The sequence below is a fragment of the Portibacter lacus genome, assembly GCF_021533215.1.
Classification (GTDB): Bacteria; Bacteroidota; Bacteroidia; order Chitinophagales; family Saprospiraceae; genus Portibacter; species Portibacter lacus.
This window is the reverse complement of the sequence record NZ_JAJNKA010000005.1, coordinates 190,235-210,150: the sequence shown is the minus strand read 5'-3', so window position 1 is coordinate 210,150 and position 19,916 is coordinate 190,235. Positions and strand designations below refer to the sequence as shown.

Annotated in this window: 19 protein-coding genes; all 19 read right to left on the bottom strand. The window is 33.8% G+C overall.

Features of this window, described 5'->3' with window-relative positions:
• Positions 1-8 precede the first annotated feature (8 nt).
• The 19 genes from L2586_RS10290 to L2586_RS24825 are packed head-to-tail and all read right to left on the bottom strand — an operon-like array spanning position 9 to position 19,896.
• Positions 9-1,301, bottom strand: a complete 1,293-nt coding sequence (locus tag L2586_RS10290) for a lipopolysaccharide biosynthesis protein (protein WP_235292806.1) — start codon at positions 1,299-1,301, stop codon at positions 9-11.
• Positions 1,285-2,340 carry a pseudaminic acid synthase gene (gene pseI, locus L2586_RS10285; protein WP_235292805.1) on the bottom strand — a complete coding sequence of 352 codons (1,056 nt, stop codon included), beginning with the start codon at positions 2,338-2,340 and terminating at the stop codon, positions 1,285-1,287. The genes L2586_RS10290 and pseI (L2586_RS10285) overlap by 17 nt, the downstream gene beginning before the upstream one ends.
• Positions 2,337-3,872 (bottom strand): UDP-2,4-diacetamido-2,4,6-trideoxy-beta-L-altropyranose hydrolase, encoded by a 1,536-nt coding sequence (gene pseG, locus L2586_RS10280; protein ID WP_235292804.1) that lies wholly within the window; start codon positions 3,870-3,872, stop codon positions 2,337-2,339. Before pseG (L2586_RS10280) ends, pseI (L2586_RS10285) begins: the two co-directional genes overlap by 4 nt.
• Positions 3,869-4,558: a pseudaminic acid cytidylyltransferase gene (gene pseF / locus L2586_RS10275; protein ID WP_235292803.1), complete on the bottom strand. Its 690-nt coding sequence runs from the start codon at positions 4,556-4,558 to the stop codon at positions 3,869-3,871. Before pseF (L2586_RS10275) ends, pseG (L2586_RS10280) begins: the two co-directional genes overlap by 4 nt.
• Positions 4,559-5,203, bottom strand: coding sequence for a pseudaminic acid biosynthesis-associated methylase (locus L2586_RS10270; protein WP_235292802.1), 645 nt, complete (start codon positions 5,201-5,203; stop codon positions 4,559-4,561).
• 2 nt (positions 5,204-5,205) lie between these two features.
• Positions 5,206-6,363, bottom strand: a complete 1,158-nt coding sequence (pseC, locus tag L2586_RS10265; protein WP_235292801.1) for a UDP-4-amino-4,6-dideoxy-N-acetyl-beta-L-altrosamine transaminase — start codon at positions 6,361-6,363, stop codon at positions 5,206-5,208.
• Between the two features lie 15 nt (positions 6,364-6,378).
• Positions 6,379-7,386: a UDP-N-acetylglucosamine 4,6-dehydratase (inverting) gene (gene pseB, locus L2586_RS10260; RefSeq protein WP_235292800.1), complete on the bottom strand. Its 1,008-nt coding sequence runs from the start codon at positions 7,384-7,386 to the stop codon at positions 6,379-6,381.
• 7 nt (positions 7,387-7,393) lie between these two features.
• Positions 7,394-8,359, bottom strand: a complete 966-nt coding sequence (locus tag L2586_RS10255; RefSeq protein WP_235292799.1) for a Gfo/Idh/MocA family protein — start codon at positions 8,357-8,359, stop codon at positions 7,394-7,396.
• Positions 8,356-9,627 carry a glycosyltransferase gene (locus L2586_RS10250; protein WP_235292798.1) on the bottom strand — a complete coding sequence of 424 codons (1,272 nt, stop codon included), beginning with the start codon at positions 9,625-9,627 and terminating at the stop codon, positions 8,356-8,358. Before L2586_RS10250 ends, L2586_RS10255 begins: the two co-directional genes overlap by 4 nt.
• Before the next feature lie 20 nt (positions 9,628-9,647).
• Positions 9,648-10,697, bottom strand: coding sequence for a pseudaminic acid synthase (gene pseI / locus L2586_RS10245; RefSeq protein WP_235292797.1), 1,050 nt, complete (start codon positions 10,695-10,697; stop codon positions 9,648-9,650).
• Positions 10,687-12,114: a UDP-2,4-diacetamido-2,4,6-trideoxy-beta-L-altropyranose hydrolase gene (gene pseG / locus L2586_RS24660; protein ID WP_235292796.1), complete on the bottom strand. Its 1,428-nt coding sequence runs from the start codon at positions 12,112-12,114 to the stop codon at positions 10,687-10,689. The genes pseI (L2586_RS10245) and pseG (L2586_RS24660) overlap by 11 nt, the downstream gene beginning before the upstream one ends.
• The gene (gene pseF / locus L2586_RS10235; RefSeq protein WP_235292795.1) at positions 12,104-12,796 is read right to left on the bottom strand and encodes a pseudaminic acid cytidylyltransferase; all 693 of its coding nucleotides are present in this window, start codon (positions 12,794-12,796) and stop codon (positions 12,104-12,106) included. Before pseF (L2586_RS10235) ends, pseG (L2586_RS24660) begins: the two co-directional genes overlap by 11 nt.
• A complete protein-coding gene (locus L2586_RS10230) occupies positions 12,796-13,440 on the bottom strand; it encodes a pseudaminic acid biosynthesis-associated methylase (protein ID WP_235292794.1) in 645 nt (214 codons plus the stop codon). The genes pseF (L2586_RS10235) and L2586_RS10230 overlap by 1 nt, the downstream gene beginning before the upstream one ends.
• Before the next feature lie 11 nt (positions 13,441-13,451).
• Positions 13,452-14,603, bottom strand: a complete 1,152-nt coding sequence (gene pseC / locus L2586_RS10225; protein ID WP_235292793.1) for a UDP-4-amino-4,6-dideoxy-N-acetyl-beta-L-altrosamine transaminase — start codon at positions 14,601-14,603, stop codon at positions 13,452-13,454.
• A 9-nt stretch (positions 14,604-14,612) separates the two neighbouring features.
• On the bottom strand, positions 14,613-15,623 hold the full coding sequence (gene pseB, locus L2586_RS10220) for a UDP-N-acetylglucosamine 4,6-dehydratase (inverting) (protein ID WP_235292792.1): 1,011 nt from the start codon (positions 15,621-15,623) through the stop codon (positions 14,613-14,615).
• 32 nt (positions 15,624-15,655) lie between these two features.
• Positions 15,656-17,170: a lipopolysaccharide biosynthesis protein gene (locus tag L2586_RS10215; protein WP_235292791.1), complete on the bottom strand. Its 1,515-nt coding sequence runs from the start codon at positions 17,168-17,170 to the stop codon at positions 15,656-15,658.
• 6 nt (positions 17,171-17,176) lie between these two features.
• Positions 17,177-17,962, bottom strand: a complete 786-nt coding sequence (locus tag L2586_RS10210; RefSeq protein ID WP_235292790.1) for an FkbM family methyltransferase — start codon at positions 17,960-17,962, stop codon at positions 17,177-17,179.
• Complete coding sequence (locus tag L2586_RS10205; RefSeq protein ID WP_235292789.1) at positions 17,949-19,328, bottom strand: BFO_1060 family glycosyltransferase; 1,380 nt, start codon at positions 19,326-19,328, stop codon at positions 17,949-17,951. The genes L2586_RS10210 and L2586_RS10205 overlap by 14 nt, the downstream gene beginning before the upstream one ends.
• Complete coding sequence (locus L2586_RS24825; protein WP_235292967.1) at positions 19,321-19,896, bottom strand: acyltransferase; 576 nt, start codon at positions 19,894-19,896, stop codon at positions 19,321-19,323. Before L2586_RS24825 ends, L2586_RS10205 begins: the two co-directional genes overlap by 8 nt.
• Positions 19,897-19,916: the final 20 nt, after the last annotated feature.

Here is a 19,916-nt window from a genome sequence, read left to right as displayed (position 1 = left end):
TTATTCTATTAAATTCTAAAATCATGTAGAGTTGTTAGATAGTAACTAAACCCAAGGGTAAAAATTGCTAAGGTCAGTGAGAACCAAAAACGTAGATACGCAATATCTTCTATTGAGCTATCTCCTTGTGTAATATATAGGCCTACTAACCAAAATAGTCCTAAAATTATTCCTGTAAAAATGACATATGGTGTATTTCGGCGTACAACACCTATAATTATACTTGGGCCATAGCAAACAAATGTCATACAGGTTAACAGATTAATCCTTGCAGCTTCTATTCCTGCCTCATACTTAGGTAAAAAAGTATGCACTATAACTGGTGTTAGAAAATAAAGCACAATGCATAGGGGTATGACTACAATAACATTAAAAAGCAAAGCCTTATAGAAGAAAGGTCTTAGTCCTTTGTTATTTTTTGTTTTCCCATATTGTGCAGCAGCCCGAGGGTAGAGCAAAACACCCAAAGTTGTTGGTATTACAGGAACCGCCAATAGAATTAGCTTGGAAATAGTATAAAAACCAAGGTCTTCCGTCCCTAATCTCAATGCGATGATTGATTGATCAGCAACTTTGAAAAGACTTAGAAAATAACCTCCCAATAGTAGGGGAAACCCAACGTGGGCTAATTCTACTATATCTTGTTTGCTACCTGCGGCATTTGGTTTGATAGGTTGTGATCGGTACCTTAGAATAAATCCGCTGATAGAATTAACCACATCAGCAAGAATTTTACCAATGTATCCTAAGAAATAACTCAACCCACTAACAGATGCAAAGAGAGTACTTTGCTTAATTAGTATTTGACCCAATTTTTGAAAATCTTGACCACTACGATATGTTGTATCATAGTGCAAATTACGAGGTGTAAAAAATAAAACAATTGTTAGTGATAATGCTGATAATATATAAATTAAATCTCGGCCTGACCATAAAAAATAGAATGTTACGCTAATGCCTGTTACTAAGCCAAGATAGGAAACCCATTTGGATACTTGAAAAGATGCATTGACCATATGCTGTACTTTCTCATTTTGACCTTGGGCTTTGTAAAAAGCCAAATTTCGATTTAACCCATTAAAAACTCCAAAATGTAAAAATGCAATATAGGATCCAATAAGCGCCACAGCCTGAATAATTCCAAACATCTCAGGAAGTACAAAAGCGGCAACTATGAAACTAGAAACTAATCTTACTACTGGTTGATAAAAGCCAGCAGAAGTATAAATTAATTCACCTTTGTATTTTTTAAAGGAACTTTGTAATTTATTAAGCAAAAATGCTTTATATAAGAGTTTCAAGAGTTAAAGGTGTCCCAAATTTCACATCTATTTTAACTTTCTTACCCAAAATTTCATCATAATATTTCGGCTCCAAACCATCTCCAGGACGGACCACTCGAATATTATCCACTGTAAGTGTTTCTCCTGCTTTAATATCTTTAGAAACATAAATAGATCGCTTAAATTGACGACTTTTCTCTTCTGATTTTTGAGTATCTAATTGCACACGACCCAAAGCTAAAAATGCCGTTTCCGTTTCATTTACGAGAGCCTTCAATTCTTCAGGTTCTAGCGAAAATGCACTGTCAACACCTCCGTCAGAACGACGTAATGTAAAATGTTTTTCAATTACTCGAGCACCCAAGGCAACTGCAGCAACTGATGCTCCAATACCCATTGTGTGGTCTGAAAGACCAATAACACAGTCCTCAAAAATAGATTGAAACACAGGTATTGTATTCAGATTAGTGTTTTCTGGAGTTGCTGGATATGTGCTAGTGCATTTAAAGATGACGATTTCTCTCGCGCCATTGTCCTTTAAGTATTTTACAGACTCATAGAGTTCATTCAATTTACTTGTTCCAGATGAAATCAAAATCGGTTTACCTGTTTGAGCAACTTTTTTCAACAAAGGAAAGTGATTGCTTTCAAAAGAAGCAATTTTGAAGGCCGGGACATCTAGATTCATTAAGAAATCAACAGCAGATTCATCAAAAGGTGACGAAAATGCGATCATTCCTAAGGAATTTGCATAGTCAAATATTTCCTTGTGCCAATCCCAAGGTGTGTGTGCTTCTTGATATAACTGATGTAAATTTTTCCTGTACCAAAGTGAATGAATGTCAGTAATATCAAATAAACCTCCTGTATGATTAAGTGTAATTGTATCTGCAGTATAAGTCTGTAATTTTAGGGCATGAGCACCTGCATCTGAAGCCGCTTTTACTAATTCTAATGCTCTTCTAATATCACCATTGTGATTGCCTGACATCTCAGCTATTATGAATGGGACATGATTATCTCCTATCATTCGTTCGCCAATTCTAATCTCCCTCATACAGTTTTTGTTGATTCAAAATTATCTAAGAAGTAAGAATAGTATTTTTCTCCTCCTATTTCTTGATCTGCGGATCTTTTAAATCCACAGTTATCAAAAATTTTAGAAGAAGAGATGTTATTGTTTTTAACTAGTCCTACTATCTGTTCAAGTTCTATATTTTCTATTAACAAGGTGTTCACAGCAATTTGTAAAATTTTCTGACCAAATCCTTTACCTCGGCTGTCAGAATCTACAGAGAAATTAATAGTGGCCTTTTTTTTATCAATTTCAAATCGTAATTGTCCAACAGGCTTTTTTTCTGATTCAAAAATATACAATATACTATCAGGAGACTTTAATCTATCTTCAAACCATACCCGATGGACGTTTAGAGATATTTTTTCACTATTAATTGAATTGGTTCTAACGTTAATGTCATTTGCCCATTCAGAATAAGTCATTAAGTCTTCTTTAGTAGCCTTTCTAATAGTCAAATTCTTGCTATCCATATTTTCAAAGTCAGATTGTAATTCTAGATTATTGAAAGCTTTTAGCAAGTTAGTTTTTGATTGAGAAATTCCTAACTCTTGCTGTAACTGCAAAATCGCACTTATTTTCTCTTGATTGAATTCTTCTAAAATCATCTCATACTTATCATAAGTATTGAAATTTCCAATTCCTCGTATAATATCAGTGTCGTTAAGACCATGATAGATATTTATCTGATTCTCCACAAAATACCCTCCTATAACAGGCATTTTAACTGCCAGTACTTCGTACATTATACTACTTGCAGGTACAATAGCACAATCACTTTGCTGCATTATTTCTACCATTTTCTCTGCACTTAAATTTTCGTAGAGGTCTACCTTGAATTCTGTAATAGTTTTTGCAAATGCCTTGACTTGCTCTTTAAAGTGATTAGCGCCGCCAAGAACCATTTTGATATTGTACTTTCTTCTTTTGAAAGCAGAAAACAATCTCAAAATTTTCAGAGAAAGATTATTAAAGTCAGCACCTCCAAAACAGACAAATACGGTATCTATCACTTCAATTGATCGTTTCTGTGTTGCTGCTTTTAAAAAGGGCGGTCTCAATAAGGCATATTCTGAACCAAGTAGTAAAATTGTGTGTGGAGAAGTTGAGAAGTCCTTTCTGTTAAGTCCTGGAGCGTGATTAATCACTACATCGGCAATAAATTCAGTATGCTGAATATCATCAATAAAAGCTATTTTACAGCCTACCGATTGGATTGCTTTTTGATATTGTAAACCAAAGTGGTAACCATCTAGAACGACGATGTCAGACGGCAGAAGAAACTTTTCAGCTATTAACTCGGCTTCTTCATTGCTATCATTTGTTTCTGGCAAGGAATGAATGCTTTGACAAACGTGTAAAATTTGATCTTTTAATGTTTGAAGAGGTGAGCGAATGATAAAATAACAGTCAAAATCTTCTTTAAGCATATCTGCCAATGCTAAAGATCTAATGACGTGTCCTAAACCTATCTTGTTATTACCATCTGCACGAAATAAAACTCTTTTTCTCAAGACTCTTTTCTAAACTCAAATTTTAATTCTGCCATTTTCCAATCAGAAGGGGTGTCAATGTCATGCGCATCAAAGTGAGATAGGATGATTGCTCCTGCATTCTTCATCCAAAGTGTATTTTGAGCTAAGAAATTTGCAACCTTAAAAAAGTAGAACTGACCGCTATCATGATAACGTTGTGGTAAATCCTGTGAACGGATAGTTGCATTTTCTGGATTTACCATTTCTAATTTACCATTTACTATAGATAAGGCTCGTTGTATGGGGTGTTCATATGATAAAACAGGAATAACAACATCTTTCTCTTGTTCTTTCAATATTTTAAATGCCTCTCTGAGGTTTGCGCCTGTAACAAAAGGTGCTGTTGGGTAAATACAGCAAGCATATTCAAAGTGTTGATCAATATTTTGATACTGATTAAGCACTTCTAATAAAACATCAGCAGTGGTAGAAAAATCATCAGCATTCTCAATACTCCTCTTAAAGGGAACTTTTGCACCAGACTTAATTGCGACGGAAGTAATTTCAGTGTCTTCTGATGAGACCATAATTTCTGAAAAAACTTCACTCTCAATTGCTGCAGATATTGCGTAAGATATAATAGGTTTACCAAGAAAGGGTTTTATGTTTTTTCGAGGAATTCGTTTACTTCCACCTCGAGCAGGAATGACACACAGAATATTCATTTAAGATTTCTCCAAAAGGTACATACAATCAACATTTCCCTTCTCAGCTTCGGATACATATGGGTACATTTTTTTCTTAACTAATTTCAAATCAGGAAATTGCTCCATAAAAATCTTAGCATAATCTGCTTTCCACAAATATCCAGTATTGCCTCGGTAATTTATATCAGTTATTTGTTCTTCGAAATATTCAAAACCCCAGATGTATTTTTTAGATGTGCGATACATTTCGCCCATTATTTTCGGCAAATCTTTGGGTGCAATATGTATCAAAACCCCATTTGTGCAAGTGACGTCAAAAAACTCATCTTTAAATGGAAGATCGAAACCGCTACCTTGAATCAAATTAATATTTTTTGTAAAATCTTTGGAGCGCTCTACGGCATACCGCTGTAACTCGACTCCATACAATTCGGTAAATCCATTTCTTTGTAAGCCGTTTAATTGCATTCCTGTATTACTTCCAACCTCCAATATTTTAATATCTTTGGAAAGATGACCTAAAAACTCTTCATTCATTAGAGGCTTTGTAGTGCCCCAGTTTTTTCGATAGAATTCATCCCAGCCTTTGTCATCATATGAATTTCTTTCAGTATATTTTTCCCCAAATTCTCCTGCCCAAAAATCTATTTGTTCTGTCTTCATGTTTAAATATTTTTTTCATTAAAGGTAAGTACTTTATCGATTACATAGTTTTGCTCTTCATCTGTTAAAGTTGGATACATTGGAAGACTTATACATTTACTGTAGTAGCCTTCTGAATTGGCTAAATCTGCTTCCCCATAGCCTATATCCTGGTAATAGGGTAAAGTATGAACTGGTATGTAGTGAATTTGAGCAAATATTTCGGAAGCTCTTAAAAAATCATAGAGCCCCTTCCTGTTATCAATTTCTATGACAAATAGATGGTGTGCATTGTATGTTTTTTCTGGAAGAGATTGAAACCTAATCTTTCCCTCAAATGCATTTTCATAACGTTTTGCAATTAGGTTTCTTCGTTCAAGACCTTTGTCGTTTTTAGCCAGTTGGGAAATTCCAAGAGCACATTGTATATCTGTCAATCTATAGTTAAAACCTAGTGCCTGCATCTCATAAAACCATCCACCATGATTTTCAGACATATTGTTTTTAGTAATTCCGTGTGAACGCAAAAGCATCAGTGTATCATAAATCTCTTTAGAATTTGTGGTTAACATCCCTCCTTCCCCGCATGCGATATGCTTTACAGGATGAAACGAAAAAACACAAATATCACTATAGTTAGCACTACCGCACTTTTGTTGCTCTCCATTAGAATCAACAAAATATCCACCAGGTGCATGACATGCATCTTCTATTATCCAAAGACCATGTTCGTTTGCAAGAGCACGAAATTCTTCTGTGTTTACTGGCAGACCTGCAAAATCAACAGGAATAATCCCTGCAAAGAAACCTTTAGGTTTACTTTCTATCAATGCTCTTGTACTTTCTAGGGATAGTAAATAACTTTCTCTGTCTATATCAGCGAACCAAACTTCACCACCACAATATCGAATGCAATTTGCTGAAGCTACAAATGTGATGGGAGTTGTTATGACTCGCTGTCCTTTTTTGAAATTTAGTGCGAGTACAGAAAGGTGTAGACCTGCTGTTGCATTATTTACAGCAACTGCATATTGTGCACCAACATATTTGGCGAAAAGCTCCTCAAACTCTTTAATTTTAGGCCCTTGAGTCAGAAAATCGGTTTTTAGTGTTTCAACAACGGCATCAATATCAGTTTGATCTATACTTTGTCTTCCATAAGGAATGGGATCGTGTATCATGTTATTCTTAAATTCTTATTCAAAAGTTGTATCGACATGTTCTTTTATAAATCTTCGCAGCTCAGAAGCCTTTATCCATTGATTATTATCACCAGAATTGTAACTAAACCCCTGTTTAACTTTTTTTGCGTTAAAATGAGAAATGTATTGGTCTAAGTCCCATTTAACGACCGATGGAAGAATAGTATAATATTTACCTAAATCATAAGTATTGAAAGAGTCTGAAGAAGTAATCATTTCCTCATGAATTTTTTCTCCAGGACGTATACCTATTTCCCTGTGCTCTATATTAGGAGCGATAGCCATTGCGACTTCTGTGATCTTGTAAGATGGGATCTTTGGAATAAAAATCTCTCCACCCCATGAATGTTCTAAAGCATGAAATACCATGTCTACACCACCGTCTAAGGATATGTTAAATCTCGTCATATTTTTATCCGTAATTGGTAGGAACCCTTCACTTCTTTTTTTAATAAAGAAAGGAATCACAGAGCCATTTGAGCCCATTACATTTCCATAACGGACCACAGAGAACTTTATTGGATTTGGGCCGCTTATATTATTTGCAGCTACAAAGAGTTTGTCACTTGTTAATTTTGTAGCACCATAAAGATTGATAGGTGCACATGCCTTATCAGTTGATAGGGCTACAACTCTTTGAACACAAGTTTCCAAAGCTGCATAAATAACGTTTTCAGCACCTCCCACATTAGTTTTAATGCATTCAGATGGATTATATTCTGCTAAGTGAACATGCTTCATTGCAGCTGCATGGATAACATAGTCAATACCTTGCATTGCCCTTATTAACCTTTCTTTGTCTCTTACGTCACCAATAAAAAATCTGATTGCGGGATAATCTTTTACAGGATATTCTTGCGCCATCACAAACTGCTTTTGTTCATCCCTTGAGAATATCACAAGTCTTTTTATATTAGGATTTTCTTTAAATATTCTTTTGGTTAAAGCCTTACCTAGTGATCCTGTTCCACCAGTAATTAGAATTGATTTATTGTTAAACATTTTTCTATTATCTATTAAAAGGATGTTTACTTAATTTTTTTTCGCAATATAGGTGATAGTCACCTTTTAAACCTACTGGTTCTTCTTGTCTTATATTATATACTGCCTCAATGGCATCTTTACTAGCAGCCAATCCATAACCTCCTCCACCTATAATATCCTCATAACTCCGAGTATGCAATTCCGTAAATCCATCACTGAATTCTATTTCCTCTCCATCAATTTTAATGGATCGATAGGTTCGCATTCCTTTAGCTTTAATATTATCTGGTAAAGTGCCAAAATTAATACTTAAAAACCAGCGAACCCTTGCTTTTTCAAATATTAACAAACCAGCTGCTCTATCATGGGTATGCAAATGAACAATATTTTCTTCTAAATTGCCAAAAACCCAGCCCAGCATATCGAAAAAATGAACTCCGATATTTGTGGCGATACCTCCTGACTTCTCTATATCGCCTTTCCATGAAGTATAATACCATAGTCCACGAGAAGTAATGTAAGTTAGATCTAGATCAAAGATTGCTCCCTTGGGTGCTTGATCTACTTTGGTTTTTAAAGCAATAATATTCTTGTGCAACCTTAGCTGTAGAATTGTGAATATTTGTTTTCCTGTTTCCTTCTGAATTTCCTCAAGTGCGTCCAGATTCCAAGGATTTAGTACTACAGGCTTTTCGCAAATTACATCTGCACCGTATCTTAAACCAAAACGTATATGTGCATCATGCAAGTAATTCGGAGAGCAAACAACTACATAATCCACTTTCTTTCCTAATCTCTTTAGCTTTTCCAAGTGCCGATCAAATCGTTCAAACTCTGTAAAGAAAGCAGCATTGGGAAAATAGGAATCGATAATACCTACCGAATCATTCGGATCATAGGCAGCAACAAGCTCGCCGCCAGTTTCCTTTATAGCCTTCATATGCCTAGGAGCTATATATCCTGCAGCACCGATAATTACATAATTTTTCAAACGAGCTCGTGTATGATTTTAGAAAGATTGCTAGCTTGGTTCTCTCTGCTGTATGTTTTCACTTGATCTAAATCTGTGAACGAGTCTTTATTGTTTACTAATGATTGCACGGCTTCTAAAATCTGTTCGTAATTATTATAATTTACACTTCTTGTATTTGTAAATTTTTGAGTGATCTTTGAGGCATCTCCTTCTTGATTTTCTAGTATTAATATTTTAGAACCGCTTCTTAGATATTCAAATATTTTAGCAGGAATTCTACCCTTCGAGTTTTTTTCATCTTGATTAACCAATAAGAGTAATAAATCACTTGAAACCATAGCTTTCAATGCTTCCTGATGTGAAACTTGACCTTTATAAGTGGTAAAGTTCGTTAAGTTGTTGTTCTCTATACTCGATCGGACATCTTGTGAAACTTCTCCATAAAGATTCAATTCAAAAGCAATGGAGTCTTTTAAACTATGCAATGCCTTCCACAAGTTTTCTGGATTTCTATCAGCTCTTAATGTCCCTAAATGAGCAATTTGGATTTTTTCATTTTTACTAAGTGCCTTAATATCAAAAACAGACTCTTCGTATCCATTATAAACAACGTCTACCTTTTCAGCGCCTAAGTTTTGAAATTCTTCAGCCCAACTTGGACTAACGGTTATGACTCGATCAGCTACTTTCATAACTTTGCCCTCTAATTGCTGATGTTTGTTTCTAGCAAAAGCAGTCATGGGCATCTTATCATGGTATTCGATCGTCGTCCAAGGATCTCTAAAATCAGCAATCCACTTCACGTCAGTTTTTTTCTTAGCATATAGACCATTCAAGTGGATGGAATGAGGTGGACCGGTGGTTATGAGCACATCGATTTCATGCTTTTTTATATAATTTTTCACAAATCCTCTGATCTGAAAATACCAAGGAACCCTCGCATCTGGAATAAATATATTGCCACGAACCCAAAGACTAAATTTTTCTTTTAGACTCAAGTTCTTTTTATCCTTGAAAAATATCCCATCTGTTTCTGCTTCTTTGGTTTTGGTAGATTTATTGAAGATTCTTCGAACTTCCCAAATGTTCTCTCTCAATAATGTTACATTTTCCACTTCTTCTTGCACATTCGGGTTAGTGCTTGGATAATCGGCGTTTTTGGGAGCAAGAACATGTACATCAAGTCCAGACTGAGCTAGATATTTAGACATAAAATACCAACGATGCATTGCTACAGATGCTGATGGTGGCCAATAATAAGTGATCAATAGCACTTTAATGGGCAACTGTTCTTTTTTTCATTTGATTATAGATCACTAATCCTAATGGGATCACCTTTTTTTAGGTTTCTTTTTGATTTGGTCCCTATGATGTTATCATAAAACCTCGGATGAAGCCCATCTCCTGGCCTAATTACCTTAATATTCTCAGCTGAAAAGATGTCACCCTCTTTAATTTCATCTTGTGCGTATATAGATCGTTTGAATTGTAAACTCTTTTCTTCAGATTTTTGGGTATTAAGCTGTATTTTTCCTAATGAAAGAAAAGCTTGCTCTGACTCATGTGTTAGTAATTTTAATTCTTGAGGTTCAAGAGAAAAAGCGCTATCAACTCCGCCTTCAGATCTTAATATTGTAAAGTGTTTTTCAATTACTCTCGCTCCCATAGCAATAGCAGCAATGGATGCACCTATTCCCATAGTATGATCTGATAAACCAATTACACAATCTGGAAATATCTTTTGTAGTACAGGAATAGTGTTTACATTAGTGTCTGCAGCGCTCGCTGGATATGTAGAAGTACATTTAAAAATTATAATATCACTTGCACCATTGTCCTTTAAATACTGAACGGATTCGTACAGCTCATTAATTTTGCTTGTTCCAGAAGATATTAAAATTAGCTTACCTGTCTGGGCTACTTTCTTTAGAAGTGGAAAATGATTACTCTCAAATGAAGCAATTTTATATGCGGGCACATTTAGTTCTTCGAGAAAATCAACTGCAGTTTCATCAAAAGGTGATGAAAAAGCTTGCATACCTAGTGAATTAGCTAAATCAAAAATTTCTTTATGCCATTCCCAAGGAGTGTGTGCTTCTTTGTATAAGTCATATAAGTTATAACCCTTCCACAGAGAATTAGAATCATTTATATCAAATAATCCGCCTCTAACATTCATTGTAATTGTGTCGGCAGTATAAGTCTGTAATTTTATAGCATGGGCGCCAGAAGCAGCAGCTAATCGTACTAATTCAAGTGCTCTTTCTAAAGATTGATTATGATTTCCCGATAGTTCAGCGATAATAAAGGGTTTTTCATTATTCCCAATGATTGTACTTCCTATCTTAAATGACATTTTTTGTAAATTTTAATGATTTGGGGTATAGATCAGTTTGTTGTTCTTTAAAATTAAGTCTTTTGAATACTTTACACGAAGCGATGTTAGAAATTTTAACAAAGCCATAGACTTCTTTAATATCTTTTTTTACTTCTTTAATTTTATTGATTCCTAATTGCAGGACAAATTTTGAATATCCTTTCCCTCTGTATTGTGCAGCGATAGAATAACTTATTAAAGCGTTGTTATCTATAATTTCGAGCCGTATCTGACCTATCGGCTCTAGATTTTGATGAACTACGAATAAATAGGTATCTGCAGAAGTCAATTTATTATCAAACCAAGTTTGATGATCTTTAAGCTTAATTTCTTCACTACTAAAAGAATGTATCCTAACACTAGGGTCATTAGCCCAGTTAAAATACAGCAGGGAGTCCATTTTCTGAGCAGGTCTTAAATTTAGAGATAACCCTTCAAATAATTGTTGATATTTTTCTTTCTGTTGCCCATCAAAAATGGTAGACTTCTCATAACATTGAACTGTTATATCTTCTTTTCTAGGCAGTTTTTCTAAAGGTTTAGCTAAAGAATTTTCAAGCATATACTTGTAAATTCTTTTTTGATTATCAGCAATCACCTTAAGAAATAAACGAGCATTGACTGATAAAAACTCATAAGATACAGTAGATGGTGAAGTAATGCCTATTTCACATTTCTTCATGATTATTACCATTTCTTCAGCACTCACATTAACATACAATGAAGCGTTTATACCTTTTTGCTTTATTTTATCTAAAAGCTGAGCCTTATGGTTATAAGCAGCTCCGATTACAATGTGCAATTCTTCATACCCTTGCTCAATACAGAACTCTAATGTTCTTAGGGTTTCGTTATTGGGATCTGCTCCCCCAAAACAGATAAAAATGCTATCGGTCATGTTCAATGAGGATTTCTTTTCCTTAGCAGCACTTATAAAAGCAGGCCTCAGTAATGCATATTTCGGACCTAAAAAGTAAATAGAATTTCCAAGATCTTGATAATCTGATGCTGAAAATCCTCCACCATGATTTATGATCACCTGAGTATTAAATGTGGTATTACTAATATCATCAATAGAAGCAATTTTGAATCCATGATTGAAGAGACTCGTTTGGTATTCATAATTAAATTGATAGCCATCTAAAACAATAATATCTCCTTCTTTGTAGGATTTTTTAATTTTGGAGATCTCTTCATCTTCTGAATCTAAAGTTATTAATTCATCGCATACACGAGTGACATTCTCGGCTATGGAAGTGTTTAAATTTCGTGAGAGAAAGATCTTATAATAATCATCACCCAGCATTTCTGCAAGGGCCAAGCTTCTAATAACATGACCAAGTCCAATTTTTCCACTAGCATCCGCTCTAAAAAAGATTCTTTGTTTATTGCCCACTTTGGATTAGTGTATATTTCATTTCTGCAATTTTCCAGTCTTCAGGTGAATCAATATCGTGGGCTAATAAATGAGATAATGTAATAGCTCCAGTATCTTTCATCCAAAGTGTTTTTTGAGCCAAGAAAGATGACACTTTAAAAAAGTAAAATTGACCACTATCATGGTAACGTCTTGGTAAATCCTGTGAACGGATTGATGTATTTTCCGGATGAAGCATTGATAGTCGACCTTTTTCAATAAATAGTGCACGTTGAATTGGGTGCTCATACGGTAATACTGGAATAACTACATCTTTGCATTGACTTTTTAAAACAGAAAATGCCTCTTTTAATTTTTCACTAGTTACAAAAGGTGCAGTGGGATAAATGCAACATGCGAATTCAAATTCTTGACCTAAATCTTGATATTTTTTTAGTACTTCAAGCAACACATCTGCTGTTGTGGCAAAGTCATCCGCATTTTTTATACTTCTGAGAAATGGTACTTCTGCACCAGATATATTTGCAATTTCAGCGATTTCATCATCATCAGTGGAAACCATTATTTCTGAGAAAATACCGCTTTTTTTTGCTGCTGAAATAGGATAAGATAAAATAGGTTTTCCTAAAAAAGGTTTTATATTTTTTCTAGGAATTCGTTTACTCCCACCACGAGCAGGGATAATACATAGTATTTTCATCAAGACTTTTCTAGAAGATACATGCAATCAATATTTCCTTTCTCCGTAGCTGACACATAAGGAAACATCTTTTTTTTGACTAATATTAAATCAGGAAACTGCTCCATAAAGATTTTTGCATAATCTGCTTTCCATAAATAACCTATATTACCACGATAGTTTATTTCAGTTATTTCTTTATCAAAATATTCAAAACCCCAAATGTGCTTTTTGGACGTTCTATACATCTCTCCCATTATTTTTGGTAAATCTTTGGGTGCAATATGTATCAAAACACCATTCGTACAAGTGACATCAAAAAACTCATCTTTAAAAGGTAAATCAAAACCACTTCCTTGAATAAGATTTACATTTTTAGTAAAGTCTTTGGAACGTTCGACAGCATATCGTTGCAATTCTACTCCATATAATTGTTTAAATCCATTACGCTGTAATCCATTTAATTGCATTCCTGTATTACTTCCAACTTCTAAAATTTTAGAGCTTTTAGGTAAATGACCTAAAAACTCATCATTCATTTCAGGTTTGGTCGATCCCCAATTGTTACGATAGAATTCATCCCAGCCCTCGGAATCATATGAATTTCTTTCAGTGTATTTCTCCCCAAACTCTCCTGTCCAAAAGCTAATTTGTTCTGTATTCATATTGATTTTTTTTATATGAAGGCGAGCACTTTATTAATTACATAATCCTGTTCTTCATCCGTTAATGAAGGAAACATAGGAATACTAATGCATTTTTTATAATAGTCTTCAGCGTTTTTTAGTGCTGCACCATCGTAGCCTATTTGTTTGTAATAAGGTAATGTGTGAACAGGGATGTAATGTATCTGTGCAAAAATATTATGTGTTCTTAAGAAGTCGTATAATTCTTTTCTTTTTTCGACTTCAATAACAAATAAATGATGCGCATTATAATGACCTTCTGGAAGATCTTGGAAACTCAATTTTCCACGAAATGCTTCTTTATATTTTGATGCTATTTCGTTTCTTCTCTTTACTCCTTCATCGTTCTTTAAAAGTTGAGTAATTCCGAGGGCGGACTGTATATCGGTTAATCGATAATTAAATCCTAATTCTTGCATTTCATAAAACCAACCACCATGATTAACTGTCATATTTTCTTTGGTGATGCCATGTGATCTCAGTAATCGAAGTTTTTTAGCATGTTGATCGGAATTAGTAGTGATCATTCCTCCTTCGCCACAAGCAATATGTTTTACTGGATGAAAAGAAAATATAGACATATCAGAATAAGCACAGTTACCGCATTTTTGAATAACTCCTTTAGAATCTTGGAAGGATCCTCCAGGTGCATGACAAGCATCTTCTATTATCCATAAGTTGTGTTCATTAGCTAGATTTCGAAACTCTTCGGTGTTAACTGGTAGACCTGCAAAATCAACCGGAATAATCCCAGTAAAGAAACCCTTAGGTTTAGATTCAATAAGCTTTTTTGTTGCTACTAATGATAAGTTATATGTCTTTTTATCTATATCTGCGAACCAAACCTCTCCTCCTGCATATCTTACACAATTAGCAGATGCAGCAAAAGTTATGGGTGTTGTAATAACTTTTTGTCCTTTTTGTAATCCTAGGGCGAGAACGGCTAAGTGAAGCCCAGCAGTAGCATTATTAACCGCTACAGCATGTTTGGCTCCTACATAGGAAGCAAATTTCTGCTCGAACTCACTAATTTTAGGACCTTGAGTAAGAAAATCAGAATTAAGTGTTTCAATAACAGCACGGACATCTTTTTCATCAATGTGCTGTCTTCCGTATGGGATTATATTTTCTTCTTGTTTCATAAAGTTCGACTAAATCGAAAAAGTAGGATCAACTTTTTCTTGTATAAGTTTTCTTATCTCTTCAGCATTCACCCATTCAGTATTGGTTCCTGAATTATAACTAAAGCCCTTAGGGACAAGTTTTGCATCATGTTTTGCAATATATTCTTCTAGGTTCCAGTTAGGAATCGTAGGAAGAATGGTGTAATAATCACCTAGATCATAAGTGTTAAATGCATCTGAAGACGTAATCATTTCTTCGTGAATCTTTTCACCAGGTCTAATTCCAATAACTCTATGTTCTATATTAGGTGCAATGGCTTTCGCAACCTCGGTGATTTTATAAGAGGGAATTTTAGGAATGAAAATTTCACCACCCCAAGCATTATCAAGGGCATGGAAAACCATATCGACTCCTTCATCTAATGATATATTAAACCTAGTCATACTGGTGTCAGTTATAGGCAGGAAGCCTTGGTCCCTTTTTTTAATAAAAAACGGTATTACTGATCCATTAGAACCCATTACGTTTCCGTATCTGACTACAGAAAACTTAATAGGATTTGTGCCTCTAATATTATTTGCGGCAATGAAAAGTTTATCACTAGTAAGTTTCGTGGCTCCATATAAATTTATAGGAGCACAAGCTTTATCTGTGGAAAGAGCTACAACGTTAGTAACAGCAGACATAAGTGCAGCATTAATTACATTTTCTGCTCCACCAATATTAGTCTTTATACATTCTCCAGGATTGTATTCCGCTAAGTGAACATGTTTCATTGCTGCTGCATGAATAACATAATCAATACCATTAAAAGCCCTTAGAAGTCTTTCTTTATCTCTTACATCACCTATAAAAAATCTTATTTGTGGATATTTATGATTTGGGTATTCTTGAGCCATAACAAATTGTTTTTGTTCATCTCTTGAATAAATCACAAGTCTTTTTACATCAGGGAACTCAGAAAAAATTCTTTTGGTGAGTGCTTTTCCTAGGGATCCTGTTCCTCCTGTTATTAGGATAGATTTATTATTTAGCATGATGTATATTTTCCATTATTAAAACGCAATATTTAGCCTAAATTTATATTGATATTTAGCATTTTCAGATACTTCGTAGCTATTTCATTGATATCTTTTGAAACCTTTAAGAACACACCTGGTAAGAAAAATAGCACTGCCACTAGCCCATTTATTATAAATAAGTTAATCCATGGATAAACTGTGAAGTTTAAGAAGTTTATTAGGAAATAGGCGATAATGCCCAAACCTATCGTAATTACCATTTTCTTTTGGAAAGGATGTGTTTTATAGTGTTTATAAACGAAGACTGTCTTAGCTAGATTGACCAAAATGATCGAAAATGATGTACTTATTGCTGCACCGACAGCTTGATAAGGTGGGGCGAATACATAAACGATAAAATAGTAAGTGAGAATAAGGTTCATGATTCCTAAGAATACGGTGAACACAAGATTCCAGCGGTACTTATCAGATTGAACTATAATATGGGTATTAACAGAAGTAATACTGTCTATGATTATGCTAGCACTAATAGATAGTATAATGTAATTAGCAAGAAGCGTAAATTCTGACTTACCCATTATTAAAAGTATATCGTCTAAAGAGAGAATAATCATTAAGAAAATTCCAGTTGTAAGTAAGAATAACCCATTTCCTGTTCTCTTATAATAATCACTAATTTTATCGAAATCTTTATCTTTCCAAAATGATCCAATAATAGGAAGCAGCATTGTAGATATAGAGTCTAATGGAATTCTTATCGTATTAGCCAAGAATAAAAAAACTGCATACAAACCCGCAGCTTCTTCACTGATGAGTATTCCTACTAAAAGTATATCAATACTAAATGCTAATAAGGAAGTAAAGCTATTGAATATTCCGAACGTTCCATAGTTTAATAGCTCTGTTCTATTCAATTTTGGAATGTCAATAAGTGGTTTTAACTTTTCAGTAATTTTAACTTTTGAACCTATCAAAATGGTTAAGATAAAAGTGATAAAACAGGATAGAATAAATCCAATAAGGTATTCTTCTTTTGACCAATTAAATATGGCGCCAATTATCAACAAACCAGGAATAGCAATTTTTGGTAAAAGGGTTTTATAGTAAAAAGTAGATAAAGCAACATACTTCTTAATGATCTGATAGACGTACGCTAATCTAAGTAAGCTAAAGCAAAAAACGAATAGCCATATCAGTTTAAAATTTGAGGTGATTAAACTCAAGTTCTTTATTTCTCCAATGTTGAAGTTCTCAATTATAAAAATGGTGATAAAATAAAGAACTGAAAATATAGAGAATGCGATAGCAAACCAATTTATGATAAGCGAGTGAAATCTTTTAGATTCTGAATCCTTAAAATAAGCGTGGTATTTATTCATTACAGAATCAAGGCCCCAAATAGATATAGGTGATATCAATCTAACAAAGCTTAATATGGTTTGTAAAAACCCATATATGATGATATATTTAGGATATACAAATAGGTTATTAATAATGCCTAAAATAATAGAGAACCCATATACAAAAACATTTCTAGATGCTTGTCGTTGAATTACACCCATTAGAAATTAATTAGCATGTAGTTTGTGCATGTTTGTATTTAAGAACGACATATCTATGGTCCTAACAATCCCATTTTTATTTACACCTTCAATATCAAAATTTATTGGGTGGAAATTTAGCTCTTTCATATATTCAATTGTGTCATAGAATGTCCATTCAACATTTTCATACATTGCTTTAACTGGAATTTCAATTTTTATGATGGAAGCTTTCTTAATGTAGTTTTTACAACCTTCCAATACTTGTTTTTCGTAACCTTGAGTATCAATTTTGAGCAAGAAGTTATCTGATTCAGATGTAAGTATAGAAGGTAGTAAATCATCAAGCCTTGCAACCTTAACTTTTCTTACAACAACGTCTTTTAAATAATCCTTATCTTTGCGAAAATCTTCTTTTACTTTTAAAAAAGAATTAAAAACGCTATCAGTATATTCGTGAAACTCTAATTCGGAATCCTTTTCGCCTATTGCTAGAGGTTCATGGACAGTCCAGTTTGCATATTTTTCTGCTCGTTTAGAAAGTGCATCATGAGCATTTTGAGATGGTTCGAAAGAAACGATTTTTCCTTTATATCCTAGAATAAGTTGCTGTTCAGAAAATTGTCCTTTATTGGCTCCTATATCAATAATTACTTTGATATTATAGAAATCTGAAATTAGTTTTGTTCGTAAGGATTCAGATGTGGAAGGAAGAAATCTTTTTAATTTGAAAAAGATATTAGAATTCTTAAAAAACTTAAGTTTTAATCGATTAAAATTATCAGATGAACTAATCGTTCTAAATAGTTTCATAACTCATTAAATTTTCAATTTCCTGTTTTTCTTGGTTATAAAAACTATCAATTAATTCGTAGTACTTTGTTAAGTTCTTATTTAATCGATCTATATCAAAAGTATGAAAAAGGAAATAGTGTTTTTTTACAATTGCAAATTTTAAAAAGAACTTGCTTTTTGTAAGTGTTTTCATTGATGTCATCAAGAATTTGTGGTAAAAATTCATTTTTGAAAGACTGTATTTTGGATGACGTTTCTTTTCGAAACTTTTCATTAACTCCTTCACTATCCGTAAATGATTAAGCCCATCACTAAACCCAATAGAATCTTTAATGATTTTTTCTCGATAATTCAATAATGCGTCCTCTTTAAATAATTCTTCCAATTCAGAATTACTAAGTTTGTTAATTAATTCGTTAAAGGATAAGGCATCAATTGCTTTAAGTGAGCCATTTGCAATAGTAGTTTCATATTTGTTTTCGTTATTGGGTTTTATATTTATTGTTGGTATACCCATTAACCACGCCTCGAGGATTGTAGTTGATTCGAAACAAGTCCAAACATCACAGCTTCCTATTATTTCATAAAGTGCATAAGTTTCATCTTTCAAATAAATTACATTAGGGTAAGATTCAAGACTACTCATTTCATTTTGTAGATCTGTAAGATCGTTCACAGAGTTTTCTTTAGGGTGTTTTTTTAAGATAAAAAGATATTCCGGATTTTGCTCTATTGCACTTCTAAGAATGCTTTCCATCTCTTTTTCTTTCTTTTTTCTCCAAGCTAATTCTTTTTCAAAATCGTCTTTAAATTGTGCTTTTATTATTTTGATGTTATGCTGAGAATTAGTTTTGCCAAATGCCCACCCTGCATATCCTATAGTCTTTTTATAACTTCCAACATTAAATAAATTTTTATTGGTTTTAGACTGTGATGCAATTTTGTAAATATCAAAGCCAGAACCACCAGCGACCGCAATTCTTTTAAAGTCTGATTTTGGCCAATATTTTTTATACATTTCTAGGCTTTTATTGGACCACAAACAAAGTGTATCTTGAAATATTATTTGATCTTTATTCCAGCCCCAATTTATTCCTGACTTATAAAATTCTTCTTTAATATTTCCTTCAGCAGTTAATCCAAAGGCAGGAATATCCCTTTTACTGCAATCTTTAAGGATTTGATTGTACTCTCTGGCACCTACGCAATTTGGCAAGAAGACCATATCAGGTTTGATCCTAGCAATAAGATAAGTTTCAAAGAAGTATTTGATTACTATATTAAATTCTTGAATTTTTTCAAGGTAGAAGAGTATAGGTGCCATGGCTTGAACATCCCTTCCAGAATCTGTATCAAAAAAACATAAAATTGTTTTATTATTCACCTACCTTATGTACGTTTTTATCCTTTAAAATATAGGCATCTCCACTCTTTATACATGTTGCTTCACCTTTATCATCAAATTTTAAGCGATGACCATATTCACTCATCCAACCCATTTGTTTCGCTGGATTTCCGACGGCTAATGCATAATCAGGAATATGCTTTGTTACTACTGCCCCAGCACCGATGAAGGCAAACTTGCCAATATCATGACCACAGACGATGGTTGCATTAGCCCCGATACTTGCTCCTTGCCCAACATGTGTCTTTGAATATTGTCCTCGTCGATTTACTGCACTTCTTGGATTAACTACATTTGTGAATACACAAGATGGCCCTAAGAAAACATCATCATCGCAGGTAACACCCGTATATATAGAGACGTTATTCTGAACTTTTACATTATTTCCAAGAATGACTTCTGGAGAAACGACTACATTTTGTCCGATGTTACAGTTCTTTCCTATTTTACAATGAGGCATAATATGTGAGAAATGCCAGATTTTAGTACCCTCTCCAATTTCACTATCGTTGTCGATTAAAGCTGTGTAGTGGAAAGTGTAGCCAATGGTCTGGATAAGTTCCGGGT

Bases quoted from the DNA above. Each gene is read 5' to 3' on its own strand.
- pseI (WP_235292805.1), bottom strand. From the start codon at position 2,340: ATGAGGGAGATTAGAATTGGCGAACGAATGATAGGAGATAATCATGTC.
- pseF (WP_235292803.1), bottom strand. From the start codon at position 4,558: ATGAATATTCTGTGTGTCATTCCTGCTCGAGGTGGAAGTAAACGAATT.
- L2586_RS10270 (WP_235292802.1), bottom strand. From the start codon at position 5,203: ATGAAGACAGAACAAATAGATTTTTGGGCAGGAGAATTTGGGGAAAAA.
- pseC (WP_235292801.1), bottom strand. From the start codon at position 6,363: ATGATACACGATCCCATTCCTTATGGAAGACAAAGTATAGATCAAACT.
- pseB (WP_235292800.1), bottom strand. From the start codon at position 7,386: ATGTTTAACAATAAATCAATTCTAATTACTGGTGGAACAGGATCACTA.
- pseI (WP_235292797.1), bottom strand. From the start codon at position 10,697: ATGTCATTTAAGATAGGAAGTACAATCATTGGGAATAATGAAAAACCC.
- pseF (WP_235292795.1), bottom strand. From the start codon at position 12,796: ATGAAAATACTATGTATTATCCCTGCTCGTGGTGGGAGTAAACGAATT.
- L2586_RS10230 (WP_235292794.1), bottom strand. From the start codon at position 13,440: ATGAATACAGAACAAATTAGCTTTTGGACAGGAGAGTTTGGGGAGAAA.
- pseC (WP_235292793.1), bottom strand. From the start codon at position 14,603: ATGAAACAAGAAGAAAATATAATCCCATACGGAAGACAGCACATTGAT.
- pseB (WP_235292792.1), bottom strand. From the start codon at position 15,623: ATGCTAAATAATAAATCTATCCTAATAACAGGAGGAACAGGATCCCTA.
- L2586_RS10215 (WP_235292791.1), bottom strand. From the start codon at position 17,170: ATGGGTGTAATTCAACGACAAGCATCTAGAAATGTTTTTGTATATGGG.
- L2586_RS10210 (WP_235292790.1), bottom strand. From the start codon at position 17,962: ATGAAACTATTTAGAACGATTAGTTCATCTGATAATTTTAATCGATTA.